Genomic DNA, 21,894 nt, shown 5'->3' on the forward strand with positions numbered 1-21,894 from the left:
AAATGGATGAAATGGTTTATTTCATTAAGGCAGGGAGAAACACCCTTAAAATTTTGCTTGTAACACCTGAGCTGACCGTGTAAGATAAACAAAGTATTCAATCGGAATATTCATAAAAACTCATATAATCATGGGGATATGGCCCATAAGTTTCTACCGGATGACCAATGTAATTGTCCGACTATGAGTGAAGTAGCGCATCTAGGGTTCCGCTTCTGCTGCTGCGGCGAAGAAGGACTGGTCCAAGCGATGCGGACACTATAATGTGTTACACCACTAAGGGACAAAAACCCAGAAGGACAGATTCACTTGAGAGAAACTGCTCAAGGAGTCTGTCCTTTTTTATTTTTCAACATGAGAAGGGGCGACGAATTTTCATTATGAAGGTACTAGAGGAACGCATTAGACAAGAGGGCTTGATTCTATCGGACAAGGTGCTGAAGGTGGATTCCTTTCTGAACCATCAGGTCGATACGGAGCTGGCACTGGCGATCGGGCAAGAGTTTAAGAGGATCTTCGGTCACTTGCCGATTACAAAAATACTCACGGTGGAGGCCAGCGGAATTCAGTTTGCGATGGCTGCGGGGATTGCCCTGGGCGTTCCGTTCATCTATGCCAAGAAAAGAAAGGCAGTCACTCTATCCGAAGCAGTATATTCTGCTCCTGTACATTCTTTCACCCGTCAGGAAGATTACCAAATTAGCATTTCGCAAAAATATCTTGGGCCCGAAGATAAGGTACTCGTTGTCGATGACTTTCTGGCTACGGGCGCAGCCCTGGTGGGGCTGGCTGATATTATCGAGGAGGCGGGCGCAGAACTGCTCGGCGTAGGCTGCGTGATTGAGAAGAGCTTCCAGGAAGGACGTGGACTGCTGGAGCAGCGGGGCATCAACGTTCATTCTTTGGCCCGTATATCTTCTATGGCACCAGGGGAGATTCATTTTATAGACAATGATACAAAGGTAGAATCACAATTAATGAAGGAGAGTGCAGGATGTTAAGCAAACAAAAAGTATTCACACTCGGGCTTCAGCATGTACTGGCGATGTATGCCGGCGCGGTCATTGTCCCGCTGATTGTGGGAGGCGCGCTGAAGCTTAACAATACGCAGATGGCGTATCTGATCGCCGCCGACCTATTCACCTGCGGGCTGGCAACACTGCTGCAGGTCATGGGCACCAAGTATTTCGGCAGCCGTCTGCCGGTCATTCTCGGCTGTACCTTTACGGCCGTAGGTCCGATCATTGCGATCTCCCTCTCCAGCAATCTGGCGACGGCCTACGGAGCTATTATTATTTCAGGTATATTCGTCGTGTTGGCGGCTCCCTTATATGGCAAGCTGCTGAAGTTCTTCCCGACTATCGTTACTGGCTCTGTCGTAACGATCATTGGTCTTTCGTTAATCCCGGTAGCCATGAACAACGTGGCTGGCGGCCAAGGCAGTCCTGACTTCGGACAGCCCCGCAATCTGCTGCTGGGCCTGATTACACTACTGGTCATCCTGCTCGTCAATCGTCTGGCGACTGGCTTCCTCCGCTCGGTATCCGTTCTGGTCGGATTGGTTGTCGGTACGGCCATCGGCTACGGTATGGGTATCGTGCATTTCTCCTCTGTAAGTGAAGCCTCTTGGGTGAGCATTGCCCAGCCTTTCTACTTCGGCTGGCCGGAGTTCAATCTGACGGCGATCGTGACTATGATTATCGTGAATATCGTTAGTATGGTCGAGTCCACAGGCGTCTACTTTGCAGTAGGCCGTGCGACAGATCAGAAGGTAGAGCAGAAGCAAATTGTGAACGGACTGCGCTCGGAAGGCCTTGCCATTATGCTGGGCGGGATCTTCAACGCCTTCCCGTATACCGCATTCTCCCAGAATGTTGGCTTGATCTCTCTGACGCGCGTGAAGACACGCAATGTTATTTTTGCCGCAGGCGGAATTATGATCGTGCTTGGTCTGCTGCCTAAGCTTGCTGCACTGACTACTGTCATTCCTAATGCAGTGCTTGGCGGAGCCATGATCGTAATGTTTGGCTCGGTAGCTGCCTCTGGGATGTCAATTCTGTCGGAAGTAGATCTGCGCAAGGACGGCAACCTGCTGATTGCTGCCTGCAGTATCGCAGTAGGTCTTGGTTCAGCTACGCTGCCTGCCATGTTCGACCAACTGCCTGAGTTTGCCAAAATGTTGCTGCAGAACGGCATCGTGTCCGGTTCGCTGACCGCCATCATTCTAAATATTTTCCTATCCAAAACCAAGGATAATGCGGCGCCTGTAGCGGTTTCGCAGGAAGCCCAATAAGATATCCCTATTAGGGACAGCAGAAGAGCAAGCCTATTCCCAGGCTTGCTCTTCTTTGCATGAAGGTTATACTGGATTCATAACAAGAGATAGGGATGAAACCTGATGAATGATAAAGTCGTGATGCCGCTTTGGACCTTTTGCCTCTTTATTGTCGTGATGAATACAACGATGTTTAACGTATCCATTCCAACGATTATACAGGATCTGCAGATCACCGCCGATTTGGGTTCATGGGTGATCTCCAGCTATTCGATCGGATATGCGTTGTCTACAGTGATATACAGCCGATTATCGGATCTGGTGCCGATTCGCAGACTACTCAGCGTGGGTCTGATTACGCTCGGACTAGCTTCGGTCTTCGGGCTGTTTGCACATGATTTTACGGCACTCTTAATCACGAGAATTTTGCAGTCGGCAGGATCGGGTTCTATGGCAGGACTCGGTCTTGTTCTGGCCAGCCGGTATGTGCCAGCCGAGCGCCGGGGCGCAGCGATCGCCATGATCTCGGCGGGGAGTGCTATGGCCTTCGGCCTCGGACCGATTGTGGGCGGCCTCATCAGCCAGTATTGGGGCTGGAACGGACTGTTCGGGGTTACCTGTCTGGTGTTGTTAGTGTTGCCGGTGCTTCTTCGCCTGCTGCCCAAGGAGATGCCGCAGCAGGCGAGCTTCGATGTGACAGGCGCTACTCTTACAATCATTAATGCGGCCAGTCTGCTCATTGCTGTAACGGGTCAGTCGTTGATCTGGCTTAGTATCAGTATCGTTTCGTTCGCGGTGCATGCGCTACATCTTAAACGGGCGAAGAGCCCGTTTATAAATCCTCAGCTACTAGGCATGTCAGGCTATAGAAAGCTGGTCGTCATCGGATTTTGTATCCTGGTGTTGAATCTTGGCAATCTATTCCTGATGCCGCTCGCTCTCGCAAATCTATTCCATCAATCGGCGCTGGCAATCGGCCTGTTTATTGCCCCTGGCGCAGTCTTTTCCGCTTTCTGTACCCGCTTTGTCGGCCGCTGGATCGACCGTTATGGCAATATGCGCTTCCTGCTGATCGGGCATGCCGTCATGGCCATCACGCTGGGAGTGTTCGCGCTGGATCTTTCGGCCTCGCCAGCGATTATTCTGCTCGGCTATCTCTGCTTTTCCCCAGCCTTCTCAGCAACGATGGCGTCGCTCAACAATGAGACCTCACTGATTCTTCCGCCTAAATGGATCGGGTCCGGATTGGGGCTGCTGCAATTAATTCAGTTCTTCGGCGGATCGGTGTCTGTGGCTGTCTGCGGTTTACTGCTGCATGCCCAGAAGGATCTTGCTCCAGCTATAGCTTACAAGCAAGTATATGGGGTACTACTAGCAGTCTGCCTATGTTCACTGGGTATGCTGATGTGGTACAGAGGGTCACGATCAAGGCGCCAAGTCATCGTAGAAGGGAAGTGACGTGTTGAAGGGAACAATGAAACGAAAGATGAGCGCTATTGCGGCGATAGCCGTCACTATGACCGTGTTGTCCGCCTGCGAAGCAAAGGTAAAACCTGTTGTCCAAGACCCAATTAGCCATACGGAAGCTCCAGAGCAGATAGACAGAGCGGTGCATAAGGCAGGCGAGATACAGGAGGCGAAGACGCTCTATTCCTTTATCTCCTCCAGACTGACTGGAGAGTATGGCGTATACACGAACCTGCTGGATACCGACCAGAAAGGCGAAGCTGCCACTGGACACGAGATTCTGAGCGAATCAGCGTCTCTGATAATGAGATACGCAGTGCTAACTGGTAACCGAGCATTGTTCGCCGCGGAATGGGAGACGGCCAAGAAGACGTTTGATATGGAAGGCGGCTTTAGCTATCGCTTCAGCCCTAAGCTACAGAAGCAGTATCCTGTAAATGCGGCAGTGGATGATCTGCGCTTGATTGGGGCGCTGGAGGAAGCTGGAGCGGCCTTTAAGGATGAGGGCTACTCGCAGGAAGCAGAGAAGTACGGGCAAAGATTTTATAATTACAATGTAAAAGATGGATATATGTATGATTTTTACGATAGGAACTATAATGTCACTAACAAGTTTGTAACTTTATGTTATATTAATCTAAGTGGATTGCAAAAAATGTCGATTCCTGTTGAAAAACGCGCCGTCCTCATGCATAACATGCAGGAAATTCAGGAGCAGGGCTATCTCTCGGATTCATTTCCTTTCTACGAGACTCGTTTTGATTATGAGACCGGAAGGTATAGCTCTGAGAACATTAATACAGTAGAATCCCTACTAACCATTTTGGCTCTATCGGAGGTCCATTTGCAGAAGCCTGCTAGCATCCAGTTTATCCGTCAGCAGGTTGAGGCGGGAACACTGTATGGTCAATACACGCGGGAAGGCACTCCGGTGAATGATATTCGTTCCACAGCGATTTATGCCATAACGGCCCTGATCGGGGCGCAGCTCGCAGATGATGAGCTCTACCGTACAAGCATTGAACGGATGAACGAGTTCCGTGTGCAGGACACTGGTAGCGTGCTGTATGGGGGATTCGGCGACACGGCGAGCGGACAGGCTTACTCTTTTGACAACCTGATGGCGCTGTTGGCTTACTGTTACGAAGACTAATCTATACAGAAGGAAAGGAACCTGTATGCTTGAATACAATCTCAGACCGTCTTTCCGGCAAAGGCTGGTGCTTTCAAATCGCCTTACATCTCCTGCGTTTATAGCAGCATTTGGGGTATTGTTAATTACAATCATCGCTTTATTTACAGCCCCCTATATTGGTATGGCCGATAATGGCGATTTCTTTCGCATCACTTACAGCAACGGGCTTTATTTCAACCAGCCGGACTATGACAGTCAGTACTTTGGCTACTTTATCAAGCAGTTCGGAATCTTTCAGTATTACAATGAGAACCAAGCGATTCTGAGCTCTTCCCAGTCGTTGTTTATCAAGCTGGCGATCGGCCTGAACAAGTTGTTGTATAGCGATAAGGTGTTTGATGTTCGTTTTCAAGCTGCGATGTATACCATACTGTATGTGTGCGCTATTTATATTCTGATAGAATCGATTACGTGGAAAATGTCCCGCAAGCAAGGGCTGCTAATTGCAGCGATTGCTATTTTTATCTTTGGCGATACGGCCTATACGGCTTTTTTTAACTCTTTTTTTGGTGAAAGTGTGGTCACGATCATGATGATTTTCGTGTTCGGTTCATGGCTGGCTTTATACCGCAAACGATACAATGACTACGCGATGCTGGCCTTGTTAGTCACCAGCACTGTTATTCTGACCACCTCCAAGCAGCAAAATGCCCCAGTGGGCATGATTATCTCCGTGTTAGCTATCACACTTATCTGGATTCGCAAGGATAGATTATTTCACTGGCTGACCATGGGCTCCGTGATCTTGATGATGTTCACTGGCGTTGCAACCTACTTGAACATTTCCAAAGAATTCGTGGATATCAACCAATACCATGCCATGACCCGCGGGGTGCTAAATCAGTCCTCGAACCCGGAAGATACACTGAAGTCCTTTGGCATCGATGAACAGTACGCCATTTTGAAAGGGACGATTTACTATGAGCAATACAGTACGATTGATGTGAACTCACCTATTCTCCAGAGAGAGTTCTACAGTCAATACGGGTTCGTTCCTATTCTGAAATACTATGCCAGCAATCCGGGGCAGTTGACTTCTATTCTGAATGTAGCTGCCAAAAGCGCGTTTACAATAAGGCCGCCGGCGATGGGGAATTACGAGAAATCTGTGGGAAAAGAATATGGTGCACACACCTTTTTTTTCTCTGGCTACAGTTTACTTAAACAAAAGCTTGCTCCTCATACATTCGGTTTTGTTGTTATCTGGGTGCTGCTAATTTTGGGGTTGTACATGCCGTCCTGTATAGCAGCTGTCAAGGAAGGGAACCTGCGGGGAATTCAGCGCATGGCGCTCGTGCTGGCAACGATGGGTGTAGGGGTATCGGGTATCTTGGTTTCGATTATCGGAGCGGGTGATGCCGATTTATCCAAACACGAATTTCTGTTCACGTTATCGTTCGATCTCGTTACCTTCCTGGCTGTGTCCAATGTCATTGGCCGTTCCATATTCAAGGATGTAGAACGGAATACAACCGGCGGTTACAATCCGGAAGTGCAAAAGGGTGTGGGCGCATGAGGACTCGAGTTACAATGGTTGTACTGCCGTTATTCCTCTGTCTGCTGCTCCTTACGCCTGCCCCTGCGCAATCCGCCGCCGCGCCGCTGCGTGTCCTGCTGCTGTTCGATAGTCTGGCGAAAGGGACCGTACACGAGGGCAATGTTGATGAGCTTCAAAAGCAGCTGGCGGCCTACAGTGCGCAGGTTACAGTGGTGCACCTGGATCAATATGTTAAAGGCGCCATGAATGATTATTCCAATGTGATAACGGTAATAAATGCCGCTGATATTACTACTGACAATCATGTTTTTCTGGAGGATTTAGCGGATTATAAGGGGCAATATTTGCATATTGGGTATAACCCTATGGCCGATATGAAAGACGCCCTGCATCTATCGGTGGCTGTACAGCCTGGCGGTAGCGCAAGTCTAAGGATTGGCGGGCTGCCGGAGGCAAGCCTACAGGTGCAAGATATGCCTTACATTGCTGCAAGCGAAGCAGACCGTTCATATGGGAATCTATTGTTTCTTGGAAGCAGTGTACAGGCTCCTTATGCTGTGAGCAGCGGCAAATATACGTATGCTCCATATTTAAATCAGGGAGATGGAAGTTCGCTGGCGATGGCCTGTGTCCTGAGAGAGTGGCTCCGTATTACGGATATCCCTCATTCGTATCTCATATTAAAAGAGATTTATCCGTTCACTGATCTAAGCCTGCTGCAACAGATGGCGGAACGGTTATATCAGGAGGGCATTCCTTTCATTGCGAGTATCCGCCCTGTCTTTACCAATACTGACTTCCCGGCAATGATGCGGTACCTGGAGGCGCTGAAGGCTGTTCAAGCCCGTAACGGCAGTATTGTGGTTAATGTCCCGGTGATTGGCCCCGTCATTAGCCGGAGCGACGATACGCTACGGGAGAAGATGAGCAGCTTCATCAATCTACTGGCAGATCAGGGCGTTGCTCCACTTGGCGTCGGCGCAGAGAGCTACTGGACCTATGACAAGGAATATGCACAGGACGGCCTCCTTTTCTTTGACTCGGCAGTGCTTTTTCCCAATAAGGAACTCCATTATATGGAGCAGACCAATACATCGAAGGCATTTATCTCCTCACTATACAGTGTGCCACTGGATGATCTAGTGACACAATACAAAACAGGGAGCAGTGGACTGACAGATCTACCAATGGACACCGCTATAGTCGCCGATTTTCCGGAGGATGAAGCTGGAATGGAGAAGCTATTGCAGAAGCTGGAGCAGTCCTGGATTCCTTTTGCAGATTATAAACAGGAAGCGCATAAGGTGGCTACAGACACCTATACAATCACCTCCTCGCAGGGCGTGATCTCTATAAATGGTCAAGAGCTGAATATAGATTACAGCCCCAAGGCCGTGAGTGCAGATTTCGAGTATTCACAGAAGCAGGTCAAGAGCTTCACAAGGCTGTTCAGTGTACAGAACCAGTTCTTCATTGTGGCGATTATCGTATCCTTGGTGTTCTTCGGTGGACTGCTCATTATCGGCTACCGGATATATCGCCGTAAATATATGAAATAATAAAATAACTTGTTCATAGGAGAAAACCATGACAATCTCGGATGTGTTGATGGTCATTGCAGTGGTCTGCATCTGGTCGCTGCTGCTGGTGAATGTGGTTCTTATTATTGCCGGGTACCTGTATTACATTAAATCTGAAGATGAGGAAGTGCCTGATATCAAGGGAGAGATCCCCTTCGTCTCCATCATGGTGCCAGCCCATAATGAAGGTGTTGTCATCAGCAGAACGGTGGAATCATTGCTGGAGCTGGATTACCCGCATGACCGCTATGAGATCATTGTCATCAATGACAATTCATCGGATAATAGTGCTGAATTGCTGCAGAATATCAAGGATCGCCATCCCGGGCGGAACCTGATCGTGATCAATACGGATGCTGTAACCGGCGGTAAAGGCAAGTCGAATGCCCTCAATATTGGCTTCAGCCATAGTAAGGGGGAGCTCATCGCCATCTATGATGCCGACAATACGCCGGAGAAAACGGCGCTGAGGTACCTGGTAGGGGAGATTATGAATGATGCTACCTTAGGCGCGGTGATCGGGAAATTCCGGACCCGCAATCGTGATGCCAGCTTACTGACCCGGTTTATTAATATTGAGACCTTGTCTTTTCAATGGATGGCACAGGCAGGTCGCTGGAAGCTGTTCAAGCTGTGCACCATACCTGGCACCAACTTCATTATGCGCAGGTCGATTGTGGAGAGTATCGGGGGCTGGGATGTCAAGGCAATCGCAGAAGATACCGAGATCAGCTTCCGCATTTATATGATGGGCTACCGGATCAAATTTCAGCCCAAGGCCGTGACCTGGGAGCAGGAGCCGCAAACGGTGAAGGTCTGGTTCAAGCAGCGGACGCGCTGGGCTAAGGGCAATATTTATGTCATCGTTAAGAATATTCCGTTGCTTTTTAATAAGTCTGCCAAGCGAGTACGCTTCGACATCCTGTACTTTCTGTCCATCTATTTCCTGCTCCTGACCTCGCTCGTAACCTCTGATGTGCTGCTGATTCTGCATGCATTGGGCTACGTGCATACGACCATTGCCGGATTAAGCAACTTTCTGTGGCTGCTGGCGGTCATCCTGTTCATAGTAGGCACTTTTATTACACTGACAACCGAGAAGGGCGAGATGAGCCTCTCCAACCTGTGGATTATCCTGCTGATGTATGTCTCCTACTGTCAGATGTGGATGGTAGTTGCCGCTTATGGACTTTATAACTATATGAAGGACCAGATCTTTAAACGGGAAGCCAAATGGTACAAGACCGAGCGTTATTAGTGCCAGACGGCAGACAGAGCTTGAACCCGATGCGCACCGAAGAGAAATACAAGAGTACAGGAGAGTTTAACTATGATTAAAAAACAACTGGCACTATGGGCGGTCTGCCTCATCCTTTTCCTGACCCCTCTGCAGGTCGTGGCTGCCGAAACGCTCCCCGGAACCCAAGGAAAGAGCTATGAGACCTTCTTTACCGGAACCGACTCCTCATTGATGGGGACAAGCTCCCGGCAGCAGTTCTTTGAGGTCATGGATTACTGGAATGTGCAGGATCTCAGAATCAACTTGCATTTTCAAATATCGCAAATTACCGAAGATCAGTTGTCCAGTGTGACTCTGTCGCTCAACGGCAGCCCTTTTTACACCTTTCGTCCTTCCCTTGGAAACAATGGAGAGCAGCAGTTGACGATTCCTGCACCAAAGGGATTTCTGAAGCGGGGGACGAACACGCTCAGTATTCAGGGATATTTGCGGACCAAACTCACTGATGATCAGCTCTGTTCTGTCGATAATACGCCGGATAATTGGTTACATTTATTCAACACCTCCAGTGTAAGTGTGACTTATACACCGAAAGACCTGACCGGGGGGATCAGCGACTTCAGCAGGCGGTTCTCAGGCATTGATATGGTCAAAGGGGGCAAAAGCCTGCTTACCGTGCCGGAGAACGCTACAGCTGTGGAATTGGAAGCCGCAGCTTACGCCCTCTCTGGGTACGCCAAGGCCAATACATTGAATGACCGCACCATCCCGCTGCTTCCCTACCGGAGCGATACCCTTCAGGATAAAGAAGCGGTAGTGCTGATCGCCATGTATGACCGCCTCCCGGCCAGCCTCAAGGCAGCAATTACTCCATCTCAGGATATGGGAACTCATGCGGTGATTGAACTGGTGAACAAAGAGACCCGACCTACATTGGTTGTCACCTCCAGAGACGAGAATTTGCTGATTAAAGCCGGTCGGCTGCTTGCCAATGGGGAGCTGACCCGTCAGATCAGCAGTGATCTGAAAGTCGTTGGTGATACAACAGAAGTGGCTTCACCTCCGTTCGATCTTAGCACCAACATTACCTTTACTGAGAATGGGGATAAGCTAACCGGACCGTATCATCAGGAGCAAACTTACTTTGTCTCGTTGCCTTCCAACCGTTCGATTGCCGATTCTGGTAAGATCAGTCTGGATCTCCGCTATGCGCAAAATCTGGACTTCGACCGTGCGATGGTGACGGTGAGCATCAACGATACCCCGATCGGCAGCAAGAAGCTGAATCGGGAGCTGGCGAACGGGGATACCCTGAATCTGGCCATTCCGCAGAATCTGAACATCTCGGGCAACTTCTCGGTCAAGGTGGCTTTTGATCTGGAGATGACGAACGCGATTTGTACGCCGAATACAGAGCAAATGCCGTGGGCGTATATCGGCAAGGACTCTATGATGCATTTGAATACAAAGGACCGCACCGATCTCTTGTTCAACAACTATCCGTATCCGTTCCTGCGCGATGGAGTTTATAATCATGTGGCTGTGGTGCTTCCGCAGAAACTGGATGATTACGCGTTTCGCAGCCTGTCCAATGTTTTCAATTTGCTAGGCAAATATGCGGGCAGCAATACAGGCGACATTATTTTCTACCCGGACAATGTCAACGAGGATCGTCTGAAGAACAATAACATTATTGCCATCGGTAGCTTCAAAGACAATAAGGTCATCCGGGATACGAATAACAAGCTATATTTTCAATATAATTCTGACGGTACTAGATTTCGCTCGAATGAGAAAATGAGCATTGAGGACAACTACGGAGGACAGATAGGTACCCTGCAGTTAATTGAATCGCCATTTCAAGCTGGCCGGGGGATGCTGGCTGTTACGGGCGCTCGCTCCGAGGATTATTATGTGGCTTCCAGACTGCTTGCCACGGAGAAGGACAGATGGAAGGTGTTTGGCGATGGCGTAATTGCTGACAAAGATGGCAATGTCAATGCCTATCGTTTCAAGACTGTCACCGGTGCTCCGAAGGACTCGGCAGTACAGCAGGTCTTGGAACGAGGCGACGTGCTAGGTTTTGTGGTTGCGACCGTAATGGTCATTGCGCTGGTACTGATATCCCTGATTCTGCTGCTTCGCAAACATATGAAGAAACGTGGTGATAAGCGTGAGACGTAACCGCAGCATTCTGGTATCTGATGCCGCCTTTCTGGGATTTCTTGTTCTGGCCTACATTTGTATTGTGTTCATTGCCGGATCACCAGATCATTACATTCAGAACATTATTATTCTGAATGTGGCTTTTATCCTGGCGGTAGTCACTTATTTCACTACAGTGACGGCTGGACTGGTGCTGAATCTTGCGTTTATTTTCGGCTACGGGTTCTTCGTTATGTTCCAGACGATATCGCAGGGTGAGACCATTGGTCTGAACACCTATTTCTGGCTCATCATGACCCCGCTTCTGACCGTTGTGGTCTGGATCTTCACGCTCGGCAACCGCCAGCTTCAGACGGAGAACGAGAACCTCAAGAAACGTGCAGATCAGCTGGCGACGGTGGACGAGAACACCGATCTGCGCAACAGCGTGGCCTTCCAGAAGGACGCCAGCCTGTTCACCGGCATCTCTACACGGTACAAGATTCCGCTCACCCTACTTGTAGTCAAGGTCAAATATTGGGATGAGATCCGGCGCCTGATTCCGGAAGATCAGCTTACAGAGGCCATCTATGATGTCTCACAAATCAGCCAGTCCAGTATCCGTACCAATGATGCGATCTACCTCTTGGACAAGGAGGATGCCACGTGGGGTCTGCTGCTGTTCACAGACCGCGACGGGGCAAAAATCGTCATTGAACGGATCAAGTATAAGCTGCAGGAACTGAACGATAACGGGTTTATGAGTAAATACAAGGTTAAGCTGGGACTGAAGATTGGGGCTGTGCAATATCAGCCGGATACCATCGAGAACCCGCTCGATTTCATTGTTCAGGCCAAGAAACAGTTGGAGTACGATGTTTGATCAGATAAGGCCATGGATTTATTGAGCTGCAAGTGGACTATAAATAACCGGTTTTGGGAATGCTGTTTCATTAAGATTGCTTTCATGTCAGAGTTAGCGTATGATGTAGACATGATTTAAATCGTAATGATTACTATTTAAATCCAATAGCTCAGAAAGAGGGTCATCGGCCATGAGAGAAGGCATACATCCCAGAACCAACCAGGTTATATTCCTGGATGCCAGCGTAGGCTTCAAATTTCTCAGCACCTCCACCAAGTCGTCCAATGAGACGATGGAGTGGGAAGACGGCAACACTTATCCGGTGATTCGGGTAGATGCCAGTTCTGCCTCCCACCCTTTCTATACCGGTAAGCAGAGAGAAGCAGAAACCGGCGGACGTGTGGACAAGTTCAAGCAGCGCCTGGCACAGAAGAAATAAGATACCATTTTCGGACCAGACAACCCGTTCAAGTGGAGGGTTGTCTTTTTTTGTCTGCTAAGTGTCTATTTCTGCCTATACAGGAGGTCACATCCTGCATAATTAGTGTTACAATTATAGGATCATACATTTTATCATGCGCTGAAGGAGAGTCAGGATGACACAAGAGATCAAGGTGGATACCGAGTTAAGCGGCGGAGATGTTCAGGAGTTTAACCTGTGGTTCAGCCTGAATAGCAGAATTATCATCACTTCGTTCAGTGTGGTTGCCTATTTCGCAATTATGCTGGCGATAACTAAGAATTACAGTACTTCCAGTCTTTCGATTCTCGCGGTAACAGCAGTTGGACTTGCTGTAGTTCTCTGGTTTATTACGCGAACAAACTTGATCAAAAAGTCGAAAAGAGCTTTTGAAAATGACAGTCAATCGAAGTTACCCCAAAGCTATGTAATCTCGGATGAGGGCATCCGGCATCAGTCTGATTCAGGCTCCGGGCACGTCAAATGGGAAGAGATATATAAGATTGGGGAGACAGCTAGTTTATTTGCTTTTTTTCTCTCTCCCAATCAGGCGCTAATCCTTCCCAAACGTTTCTTCCATTCGGAGGAGGACAAGCAGTTCTTCAAAGAACTGGCCAGAAAGCATATGTTCTCAAATCGGGTTAAATTTAAGGGATAATCCTATAACTACAGCGGCTACGTAAATATGCCTACCAATATTATCCTTGAGGATTATGGAAGAATGATTCAATTGTTAGTGAGAGTGAGCTATAATAAGGCAAAGCTATCTAATAATAGGAGAAATTTTACATGCCGTGGATACAGGGTTATCCGTATTACTTAATCATGGGCAGTATTCTCAGTCTTTACATGGGTGTCAAAGCTTATCAGTTTCGTAAAACACCAGGAAGACACTATTTATGGATTTTGATGCTGCTGGTTAGCTGGATATTTGCAGCGACGGCCGGAGAGATAATTGCTATTCCTTTTGAGGCTAAGCTGTGGTGGAAGAACCTGCAGCAGCCTCCGCTGTTTCTGAGTACGATTTTTACATATGCCGTAATCAAGGACTACGTGTCCCGCTCCACGGCAGAGCTACCGCGTCGGCTATTTCTGTTCTCTATCCCTGTTTTCGCGTATGTGCTGCTTATCTTTACGGATTCCTATCACCATCTGATGCGCAGCGAAGTCGGCATGGCAACAGAGGCGGGAATCAGCGGAATTATGGTTCAACCTACATTGCTCAGTATGAGTCTGATCGCCTATGATCAGCTTTTTGGCGTCTATGCAGTTTATTTGTTGGTCACCTCTATGTGGGGTGCTCCCAAATACTACTTGAGGCGCAATTTGCTGCTGCTTGGCGGACTACTGGTACCCGTGGCTTCCATCTTTCTGCTCCCGATTCTGAAGATTACGGTTACAGGCTTCACAGCCTTTACGTATTTGCCAGCAACGATAGCCGCGTACTTCACCGTATTTAGAGATCCGTCTCTTGCTTTGTACCCACTAGATAAGAACAAAGTTTTTGAGAATATGAAGGACGGCATTGTTGTGATTGATCCCCATGACATCATTATGGATATCAATGAGAATGGTGCCATGATGTTATCTGATTTGTTTGGAGAATGGCCTTCGACTTGGATTGGCAAGAATATTACTCCGTTCTTGGCAGAGGATGCGGAGCTTACCCAAGCCTACAGACAGAGACAGGCGGGCGAATACGAGATTGAGGCCGCTGGCCCGAGCGGTTCATATTATGGGGTTTCACTGATTGTGACAGAGCCTAATGAGCTTGAGACAACAGGCATGCTGCTGGTCTTCAGCGATCAGAGTGAGAAGAAGCGGTACGAGCGGGAGCTGCTGCATCAGGCTACGGTGGACGATCTGACCGGGCTCTACAACCGCAGGCACTTTATGGGACTGGTACAGAAGCATGGATTGCAGGAAGGAAAGGGCACAGCGCTGCTGCTGTTCGATATTGATGACTTCAAATTAATCAACGATACATATGGTCACCTGGCGGGTGACCAGGCGCTAGTCGACTTGGCCAGTAAAATTCTGAGTGTATACAAAGACATAGGCATCTCCGGAAGAGTGGGTGGTGAAGAATTCGCGGTCTGCTTCTTTGCCAGCAGCGAGGCGGCGGCGCTGGAGGAAGCGGAGTTTTTCCGGACTATGATCAGGGATCATGTCGTGAAGCTGGATGACCAACATAACATATCCCTGACTGTGAGCATCGGAATCGTCTATACCCAGCGAGGTGATGTGACTTTCGAGGCACTGTACCGCGAGGCGGACGAAGCGTTGTACGTATCCAAGACGACAGGTAAGGATAAAGTTACTTTGGGTGGTCAATCGCCAGCTCAGGAGGTCCTGAAGAGTTAGCGCGTAAGTTATACTAAACAAAGAAGCCCTGACTTCAATACTGGAGTCAGGGCTTCTTTGTGATATGTGCTGCCGTTGGTACGGTATTGCTTTAAGGCCTAGCAGGTGCAGGCTGCACGACGATTTTGACGGCTGTGCCGATTGGCGGCAGACTCTTGGTCATCATCGGAGTATAGAAGCCAATAACTTTGGCCCCTTTTACAAGACTGCTACTGTCCATAGCCTCGCCTTTTCCATTCACCACTTCGGTGTCCTTAGCCAAGCGAAGTACAATTTCACTTTGCGAAAGATCGGTGAGAGGGTCGCCTTTCAGACGGAAACTGATACTACCATCTGCATCCTTCAGCACTTCCTCCAGGGTTCCTGCAGTTCCGAGCAGGTCACCCTGTTTCTTTTGATCCAAAACGGTTATGGAATACGTAGGGGTTTGCGGCGGCAGACTGAAGGTGCTGATTATGGAATGGGCTGCCTGCACGGTCATCCCGATATGAAGATCAGTGAACGCAAGAGTCTTTCCGTCAGCCGACTTAATGACAGTATCCGGACTGACAGTGAGGATGATCCCGTCTGTACCTGCGCCTTGAATCTGAACAGATTTGTATTTGCCGTTTTCGCTTTGGTAAACCGATGTAATAACGCCGGTGTCGATCAGAGTATCTTGATCTTGAGTGTTGGTATGAATAACAATCGAGGCTCCTTTCACCGAGACGGATTGATGCAGCACTTCGCTAGCGAAGGAAGCTGGTACATACAGCTTGTCTCCCTTGAGCACAGGGGCGGTGCCAAGCGTGGTGTACATTCTATTGATGACATAGCGGTCCTCGCCAGTCTTTACGGTTGTGAAAATATTACCTTGGCTCAGCTCGACCGATTTGGTCTTGCTGTTCCACTCCAGCTTGAATCCCAAGGCCTCGGACATTGCCCGCAGAGGAACCAGCGGTTCCTTGCCTCCAGGAAGCTGATAGCCTGTGTCTGTAAGAGAAGCTCCGTTAATCTCAATGGTGAAGACTTGTTGTCCTGCGCTCGTCGCAGACGGCTGCACACTATTGTTCTGATTAGCTGGTGACGGCTTGGCCAGGGCTGAGCCTGTGGTCAAAGCCATGGACAGGGTCAAGAGGACTGCACTGGTTTTAAGTATGTTATTCATGTTGTGAGGCTCCTTTAATCATGAGTATTTTAGACCATTGTTACGTATCTGACGCTGGTTTCTTCCAGAATGTTGCACCAGATGAACCAAAAACCGCAAATCTGTGGGCAAAACAGGCAAATCTCTGTAGTTTCAGGCAAATTGCATCGAACTATTGTTCATTTGTAGTAAAATGAAAATATTAACAAATAAAGACATGGGGAGGCGCTATGGAGCAATTCAGAGAACGGATGAGGTCCGTGCAAGAGCGGCAGAATGAGCTTCTGCAAGACTACGGAAAACTGATCGCTGAATATGAAAGTCATGACTTGGTACATGAGCATGAAGCGCTGAAGAAGCAATATGACGAGCATCTCATTGTCCTGGATGAGCTGAGAGTCAAGGCTTCCCGTCTGGAGATGGAGAACTCCGAGCTGCGTATTGCTCTGTCAGAACAAATGATGGACGAGAAGCGCAACATTCTTAGAATTTCACAGCAGAAGCTACATACTTATTTTGCATCCCAAAGCCGTGGTTATACGGATCGTCTGACGGCTCTTGAACAGGAGGCCAAACACCGTGTGGAGCGAATGTACAGTACCGCTAACCGTCAGTTGGGTGAGGATAAGGAAGCAATCACCGCCCGACTGGGGGGCCTTGCTGTGGAATTGAACCAGCGAATTCAACTACGCCGTGAGCGGCAGAGGGAACTAGAACAGATTCATCAGGCTGGGCTTTCCGATAAATACCGTGAGCTTGAAGCCGAAGGGGTCAGTGAGGAGGTTCTGCAGCGTAGAAGGAAGCAGAATCAGATCGAGATGAAGATCGGCCTGAACTGGATCAACCGGCTGGGTATTCTGCTCCTAATCCTCGCCGTCGGCGCAGGATTCAAGTACAGCTATTCCACCTGGTTCAATGGCTATATGAAGGGCAGCGCCTTTTTCCTGCTAGGGGCCTTGTTATTGGGCGTTGGGGAATGGCTGTTTCGTAAGGGTAGAAATACGTTCGCCCTAGGTCTTCTTGGCGGCGGGATTTCCATTCTTTATGGATCCATCTTTTACAGCTATTTCTTACTGGGGATTATAAGTATTTATGTTGGGCTGTCCCTCTCCATACTCGTGACGTTAACGGCAGTGCTGCTGTCGTTAAGGTATGAGTCACGGACAATCTGCTCGCTCGGCCTTGTCGGCGGCTACTTACCTCTCTTTTCCTACATACTGGCGTTTGGACTGGAGGGCAGCGCAGTCTATGTCGCGATGGGTTATCTATTTTTGCTGAACCTTTCGGTGCTGCTGATCTCGCTGCGAAAGCGCTGGGTGGTCGTGAATTACATCAGCTTCTTGTTTAATACGCCATCCATGCTTCTGCTGATCATGTTGTCTGGTAGTGATGGCGCAAGTATGTTATATGCCGTGCTGACTTTTGCCATGTATCTGTGCATTACCTTGTGGTATCCGTTCAAGTATCGCATCAAGCTGTCCTGGTGGGATTTCGCCTTGCTGGGTTGCAACACGCTAGTTAGCTGCATCACCTTGTACGTGCTGCTAGTGGATACTGGACTGGGCCATTACAAGGGTGCTCTGGCACTGCTCTTCTGTCTCATGTATCTGGGACTTGGTCGATTGCTGGAGAAGTATATGGTGCAGGAGAAGCAGAGTATGCTGCTGTTCTACGCCACCTCATTAACCTTTGCGGTGCTGATGATTCCCTTCCAGCTGGGTGCAGCCTGGTGGTCTATTGGCTGGCTGGTGGAGGCGGTCGTTCTAACCGTTTATGGCAGCCAGTATCGGTTCAAGGGACTGGAACGGGCAGGTTGGGGGATACTTGCCCTTTGCTTGGGAGCCTTCTTTGGACTGTCGGTACCGATGCAGGTGATTATGGAAAATACGGTCATGCCTGATGGCGATCCTTATTTTGCCTTGAAATATGCTTTTGTTACTGTCGGGATGATGATTATTGCTGTATTGTATGCCATCCGTCATAACAACAAAGAGGCGTCGGCAATGAGCGGACTAATGGAAATTCGCTTGGCCGTCTGGTTTAAGTATGCTGCCCTGCTGAATGTTTGGGCCTTTCTACTCTACGGATCGGGCCTGCTCTATCAGCGTGTGGTTCCCGATGACTTCACCCATACGGTTTTCTACCGCTGGGTATTGGTTGCTGTAATCTCCATAATTCTGGCCTATTTACTGCCGAAGGTGAAGATACTGTTTGACACTATAGTCAGGTATTTTGCAATACTGCTATATGGCGTCGGTTATGTTATTTGTATCGGAATTACAGCCGGACTACCGAGCCTGGAAGGCGAACTGGCGCAAAATACTTCAGCCGATTACATCGCGCTGGGGCTGCTTGTGGTCTTCAACATCTTCGTCTGGTTTAGCAGTCGTCAACTGCTGGTCGCTATCCTGAAGCGGGAATATAAGAGCATGGAGTTATACCCTGTCATTCTGGCGATATATCTACTCGGCATTATTACTGCATTCCTGGGTGTGCAGCTTCAATTACATGATGCCGGTCTGATCTTCAGTATGGTCTATCTGCTGCTGGCTGTACTGTTCATTTTGTATGGTTTCAGCCAACGGTATGTATATATCCGCCGCTTCGGCCTCGGGCTTACACTCTTGGCAACAGGCAAACTGCTGCTGTATGACCTGAGCCTCCTCAGCACGGGCCACAAGATCATCGCGTATTTCAGCTTCGGGGTTTGTCTGCTCGGGATCTCCTACTTGTATCAAAAAGTATCGAACAGAATGGAGGAGGCTCATGCGGAGGCAAAGACGGATACGCAGGGTTAGTATCACGCTGTTTTTTCTAAGCTGTCTGGGACTGAGCGGGATAGGAGCAAGCATGCTCCCACCGGGTCAGATTAGTGGAGTGCGTGTTGCAGAAGCGGCTGCATCCAAGACGGATGGGGCAAATAACAGTGCCCAGTGGCGATTCGCCAAGGCTATCGAACCAGGTGATGGCGCGATATATCAGAAGTTATATCTTGACGAAGAGGTATATAAGCACGCCAACAGCAGTTTGAGCGACTTGCGAATTGAAGATAACCAGGGGCAGTTTGTCCCTTTCTATCGGGAATCCAGAGAGGCGGAGTGGAAAGAGCAGAGTAATAGCTACAAGACCGACTTAACCCTTAAATTCAATAAGAACCTGGAGACGACCTTTGATTACAGGGTGATCCCGAATGAAGAGAATCGTGATATTCAGGGCAGCAGGCTGGAATTCGATCTACCCGGCGAAGCGTTCCTGAAGCATGTTCAGATCTACGGCGGATATGACGGGAATACGTGGGAGCCTCTGGCCAAGGGCGATCTGTATAGGGTGGGGGAATTTGCGCAGAATGGCATTGATTTGGGCTCGGCTTACAAGTTCACCCACTACCGTCTGGTGGTCCCGAATAACGCTGAGAAGCTGGAATTCGGTCAAATGAAGCTGATCCACAAGACAGCTATGGTGACTGTCCAAGACTTCATACGGCAGCGAGATCCTGTCTACGAGATGAAGCAGGAGGGTTCGAAGACACAGCTTGTTATCCGCAATGATGACCGGCTGCAGGTATCGATGGTCCGGCTGGAGGCGACCGGGAATTTTACTCGTACTTATGTGCTGCGCGATGACAGTGAAAGGGAGCTTGGTGTTGTAGGGAGCAGTAAGCTATATCGGCTTGACTTCAAAGATTCCCGAATTGCTGGGACAGATATTATTCTCCAGGAGCCCACGACCGCGCCTTATTTTGCAGTTGTCATTGAGAACCGGGATGATGCTCCTATCTCACTCCAGGGAGTCCATCTGGAATACTTGGTGGATAAGCTGGTGTTTCCCGCTGAAGGCGAAGGACCTTTCCGGTTAGTGTATGGGAACATTGGGGCTCTAGCGCCCCAGTATGACATTGTAAGCTTCAAGAGTCATATTGAAGGGGAAAAGATAGGCACAGCCAGATTAGGACCTGAGAACGCCCTACCGGAGGTGTCAACGGTATCTTCTACCGGGTTGCGCTGGTTGACTGGTGCCACGGGGTTTAATACTGTGATTATCATCGTATCACTGTTGCTGATTATTTTGCTGGTTCGTAAACTGAATCGGAAATAAGCTGACAAAAGTCCCGTATCCAGCGATGTGTGTCATTTTGGCTGGATACGAGACTCTTTTTGGATATAGAAGAGGGACCCTTAAATTGCAGGGTCCCTCTGTCAGTGGCCGGCTATTGAATAATCGGCCTTATTATATTAGATAACACCTTCAGCGAGCATAGCGTCTGCAACTTTCTTGAAGCCGGCGATGTTAGCGCCAACCACAAGGTTACCAGGGTGTCCATATTGCTCAGCCGCTTCTACGGACTGTTTGTAGATGTCGACCATGATATCATGCAGCTTGGCATCTACTTCTTCGAAGGTCCAGGACAAGCGCATGCTGTTCTGCGCCATCTCCAATGCCGATACGGCTACACCGCCTGCATTTGCAGCTTTGGCTGGTCCGAACAGAACGCCGGCTTTATGGAACTGCTCAATAGCCTCCAGAGTGGATGGCATGTTCGCACCTTCACCAACCGCTTTTACTCCGTTCGCGATCAGTTTCAATGCCAGGGTCTCGTCGATTTCGTTCTGGGTTGCACTTGGCAGCGCGATGTCACAAGGAATTGTCCAGATCTGGGAGGAATCCTCGGTGTACACAGCGTTCGGATGCTCCTTCACGTATTCGCTGATCCGTTTTCTCTCTACTTCCTTCAGACGACGGACAGTGTCGAGGTTGATGCCGTCTTCATCATATAGGTAACCGGAAGAGTCACTACATGCTACGACTTTCGCACCCAATTGTACAGCCTTCTGGATTGCGTAGATAGCAACGTTACCAGAGCCGGAGACAACTACACGGCTGCCTTCAAAGGACAGGCCTTTGGATTTCAGCATCTCATTGACGAAGTACACGGTTCCGTAACCTGTTGCTTCAGGGCGGGCATGGCTTCCGCCGTAGACTACGCTCTTACCAGTCAATACGCCGGCAGGGTAGCCGCCGCGGATGCGCTTGTATTGTCCGAACATGTAGCCGATCTCACGTGCGCCGACACCGATGTCGCCAGCCGGAACGTCTACTTGTGGTCCAATGTAGTTATGCAGTTCTGTCATGAAGCTTTGGGCAAAACGCATGATTTCGCCTTCCGATTTGCCTTTAGGGTCGAAGTCGGAGCCGCCTTTACCGCCGCCAATATGCTGGCCGGTGAGGGCGTTCTTGAAGATTTGCTCGAAGCCGAGGAATTTGATGATACTGGAGTTTACGGACGGGTGGAAGCGGAGTCCGCCTTTGTATGGTCCGATGGCACTGTTGAACTGTACCCGGTAGCCGCGGTTCACGCGAACCTTACCTTGATCGTCTACCCAAGGCACCCGGAAGAGAACAAGACGCTCCGGTTCAACAATTCTTTCGAGAATGGAATTCTCTTGGTACTTAGGCTCTGCTTCCAGGACAGGAAGAAGGGATTCCAGGATTTCCTTAACGGCCTGGTGGAACTCAGGCTCATGCGGGTTCCGTTTCACAACGTTGTTGTAGACCTTCTCAACATAGAGTTGAGCATCGTTGCGGGAGGTGTCTGTATCGATCGAAGGTACTAAGCTCATGAATTCAACCGCCTTTACGTATAATTATTTTTCCTTGGTTTTAATGCTTCTTCGCGTTACT

At 49.1% G+C, this 21,894-nt stretch carries 16 protein-coding genes and 1 riboswitch; of the genes, 14 read left to right on the forward strand and 2 right to left on the reverse strand.

Annotation, left to right across the window (positions count from 1 at the left end; genetic code table 11):
* Positions 1-100 precede the first annotated feature (100 nt).
* A riboswitch (purine riboswitch) is annotated at positions 101-204 on the forward strand.
* 176 nt (positions 205-380) lie between these two features.
* From AC3Y23_RS11635 to AC3Y23_RS11690, 12 genes are all read left to right on the forward strand, one after another.
* Positions 381-1,001: a xanthine phosphoribosyltransferase gene (locus AC3Y23_RS11635; protein WP_379198908.1), complete on the forward strand. Its 621-nt coding sequence runs from the start codon at positions 381-383 to the stop codon at positions 999-1,001.
* Complete coding sequence (locus AC3Y23_RS11640) at positions 995-2,293, forward strand: nucleobase:cation symporter-2 family protein (protein WP_379198910.1); 1,299 nt, start codon at positions 995-997, stop codon at positions 2,291-2,293. The genes AC3Y23_RS11635 and AC3Y23_RS11640 overlap by 7 nt, the downstream gene beginning before the upstream one ends.
* A 105-nt stretch (positions 2,294-2,398) precedes the next feature.
* Positions 2,399-3,733, forward strand: a complete 1,335-nt coding sequence (locus AC3Y23_RS11645) for an MFS transporter (protein ID WP_379198912.1) — start codon at positions 2,399-2,401, stop codon at positions 3,731-3,733.
* A 16-nt stretch (positions 3,734-3,749) separates the two neighbouring features.
* Complete coding sequence (locus AC3Y23_RS11650) at positions 3,750-4,895, forward strand: hypothetical protein (protein WP_379198914.1); 1,146 nt, start codon at positions 3,750-3,752, stop codon at positions 4,893-4,895.
* A 25-nt stretch (positions 4,896-4,920) separates the two neighbouring features.
* Complete coding sequence (gene wsfD / locus AC3Y23_RS11655; RefSeq protein ID WP_379198916.1) at positions 4,921-6,453, forward strand: glycan biosynthesis hexose transferase WsfD; 1,533 nt, start codon at positions 4,921-4,923, stop codon at positions 6,451-6,453.
* Complete coding sequence (locus AC3Y23_RS11660) at positions 6,450-7,994, forward strand: hypothetical protein (protein WP_379198918.1); 1,545 nt, start codon at positions 6,450-6,452, stop codon at positions 7,992-7,994. Before wsfD ends, AC3Y23_RS11660 begins: the two co-directional genes overlap by 4 nt.
* Positions 7,995-8,022: 28 nt before the next feature.
* Positions 8,023-9,273, forward strand: a complete 1,251-nt coding sequence (locus AC3Y23_RS11665) for a glycosyltransferase family 2 protein (RefSeq protein WP_379198920.1) — start codon at positions 8,023-8,025, stop codon at positions 9,271-9,273.
* Between the two features lie 72 nt (positions 9,274-9,345).
* Complete coding sequence (locus AC3Y23_RS11670) at positions 9,346-11,439, forward strand: cellulose biosynthesis cyclic di-GMP-binding regulatory protein BcsB (protein WP_379198922.1); 2,094 nt, start codon at positions 9,346-9,348, stop codon at positions 11,437-11,439.
* Entirely contained in the window at positions 11,429-12,283 is an 855-nt protein-coding gene (locus tag AC3Y23_RS11675; protein ID WP_379198924.1) for a diguanylate cyclase domain-containing protein, read from the forward strand. Before AC3Y23_RS11670 ends, AC3Y23_RS11675 begins: the two co-directional genes overlap by 11 nt.
* A 172-nt stretch (positions 12,284-12,455) precedes the next feature.
* Positions 12,456-12,704 carry a type B 50S ribosomal protein L31 gene (locus AC3Y23_RS11680; RefSeq protein WP_379198926.1) on the forward strand — a complete coding sequence of 83 codons (249 nt, stop codon included), beginning with the start codon at positions 12,456-12,458 and terminating at the stop codon, positions 12,702-12,704.
* 157 nt (positions 12,705-12,861) lie between these two features.
* Positions 12,862-13,383 (forward strand): YcxB family protein, encoded by a 522-nt coding sequence (locus tag AC3Y23_RS11685; protein WP_379198928.1) that lies wholly within the window; start codon positions 12,862-12,864, stop codon positions 13,381-13,383.
* Positions 13,384-13,514: 131 nt separating this feature from the next.
* Entirely contained in the window at positions 13,515-15,089 is a 1,575-nt protein-coding gene (locus tag AC3Y23_RS11690) for a histidine kinase N-terminal 7TM domain-containing diguanylate cyclase (protein ID WP_379198930.1), read from the forward strand.
* Positions 15,090-15,180: 91 nt separating this feature from the next.
* Here AC3Y23_RS11690 and AC3Y23_RS11695 read toward each other — a convergent pair whose 3' ends face one another.
* Positions 15,181-16,236, reverse strand: a complete 1,056-nt coding sequence (locus AC3Y23_RS11695; RefSeq protein WP_379198932.1) for a copper amine oxidase N-terminal domain-containing protein — start codon at positions 16,234-16,236, stop codon at positions 15,181-15,183.
* Between the two features lie 209 nt (positions 16,237-16,445).
* On the opposite strand from AC3Y23_RS11695, the gene AC3Y23_RS11700 reads away from it, so the two are divergent.
* Together AC3Y23_RS11700 and AC3Y23_RS11705 are read left to right on the forward strand one after the other, a co-directional pair.
* Positions 16,446-19,013: a DUF2339 domain-containing protein gene (locus AC3Y23_RS11700; RefSeq protein WP_379198934.1), complete on the forward strand. Its 2,568-nt coding sequence runs from the start codon at positions 16,446-16,448 to the stop codon at positions 19,011-19,013.
* Positions 18,982-20,310 (forward strand): DUF3999 family protein, encoded by a 1,329-nt coding sequence (locus tag AC3Y23_RS11705; protein ID WP_379198936.1) that lies wholly within the window; start codon positions 18,982-18,984, stop codon positions 20,308-20,310. The genes AC3Y23_RS11700 and AC3Y23_RS11705 overlap by 32 nt, the downstream gene beginning before the upstream one ends.
* A 137-nt stretch (positions 20,311-20,447) precedes the next feature.
* Here AC3Y23_RS11705 and gdhA read toward each other — a convergent pair whose 3' ends face one another.
* On the reverse strand, positions 20,448-21,833 hold the full coding sequence (gdhA, locus tag AC3Y23_RS11710; RefSeq protein WP_379198938.1) for an NADP-specific glutamate dehydrogenase: 1,386 nt from the start codon (positions 21,831-21,833) through the stop codon (positions 20,448-20,450).
* Positions 21,834-21,894 lie beyond the last annotated feature (61 nt).

The sequence above is a fragment of the Paenibacillus sp. MAHUQ-45 genome, assembly GCF_058133325.1.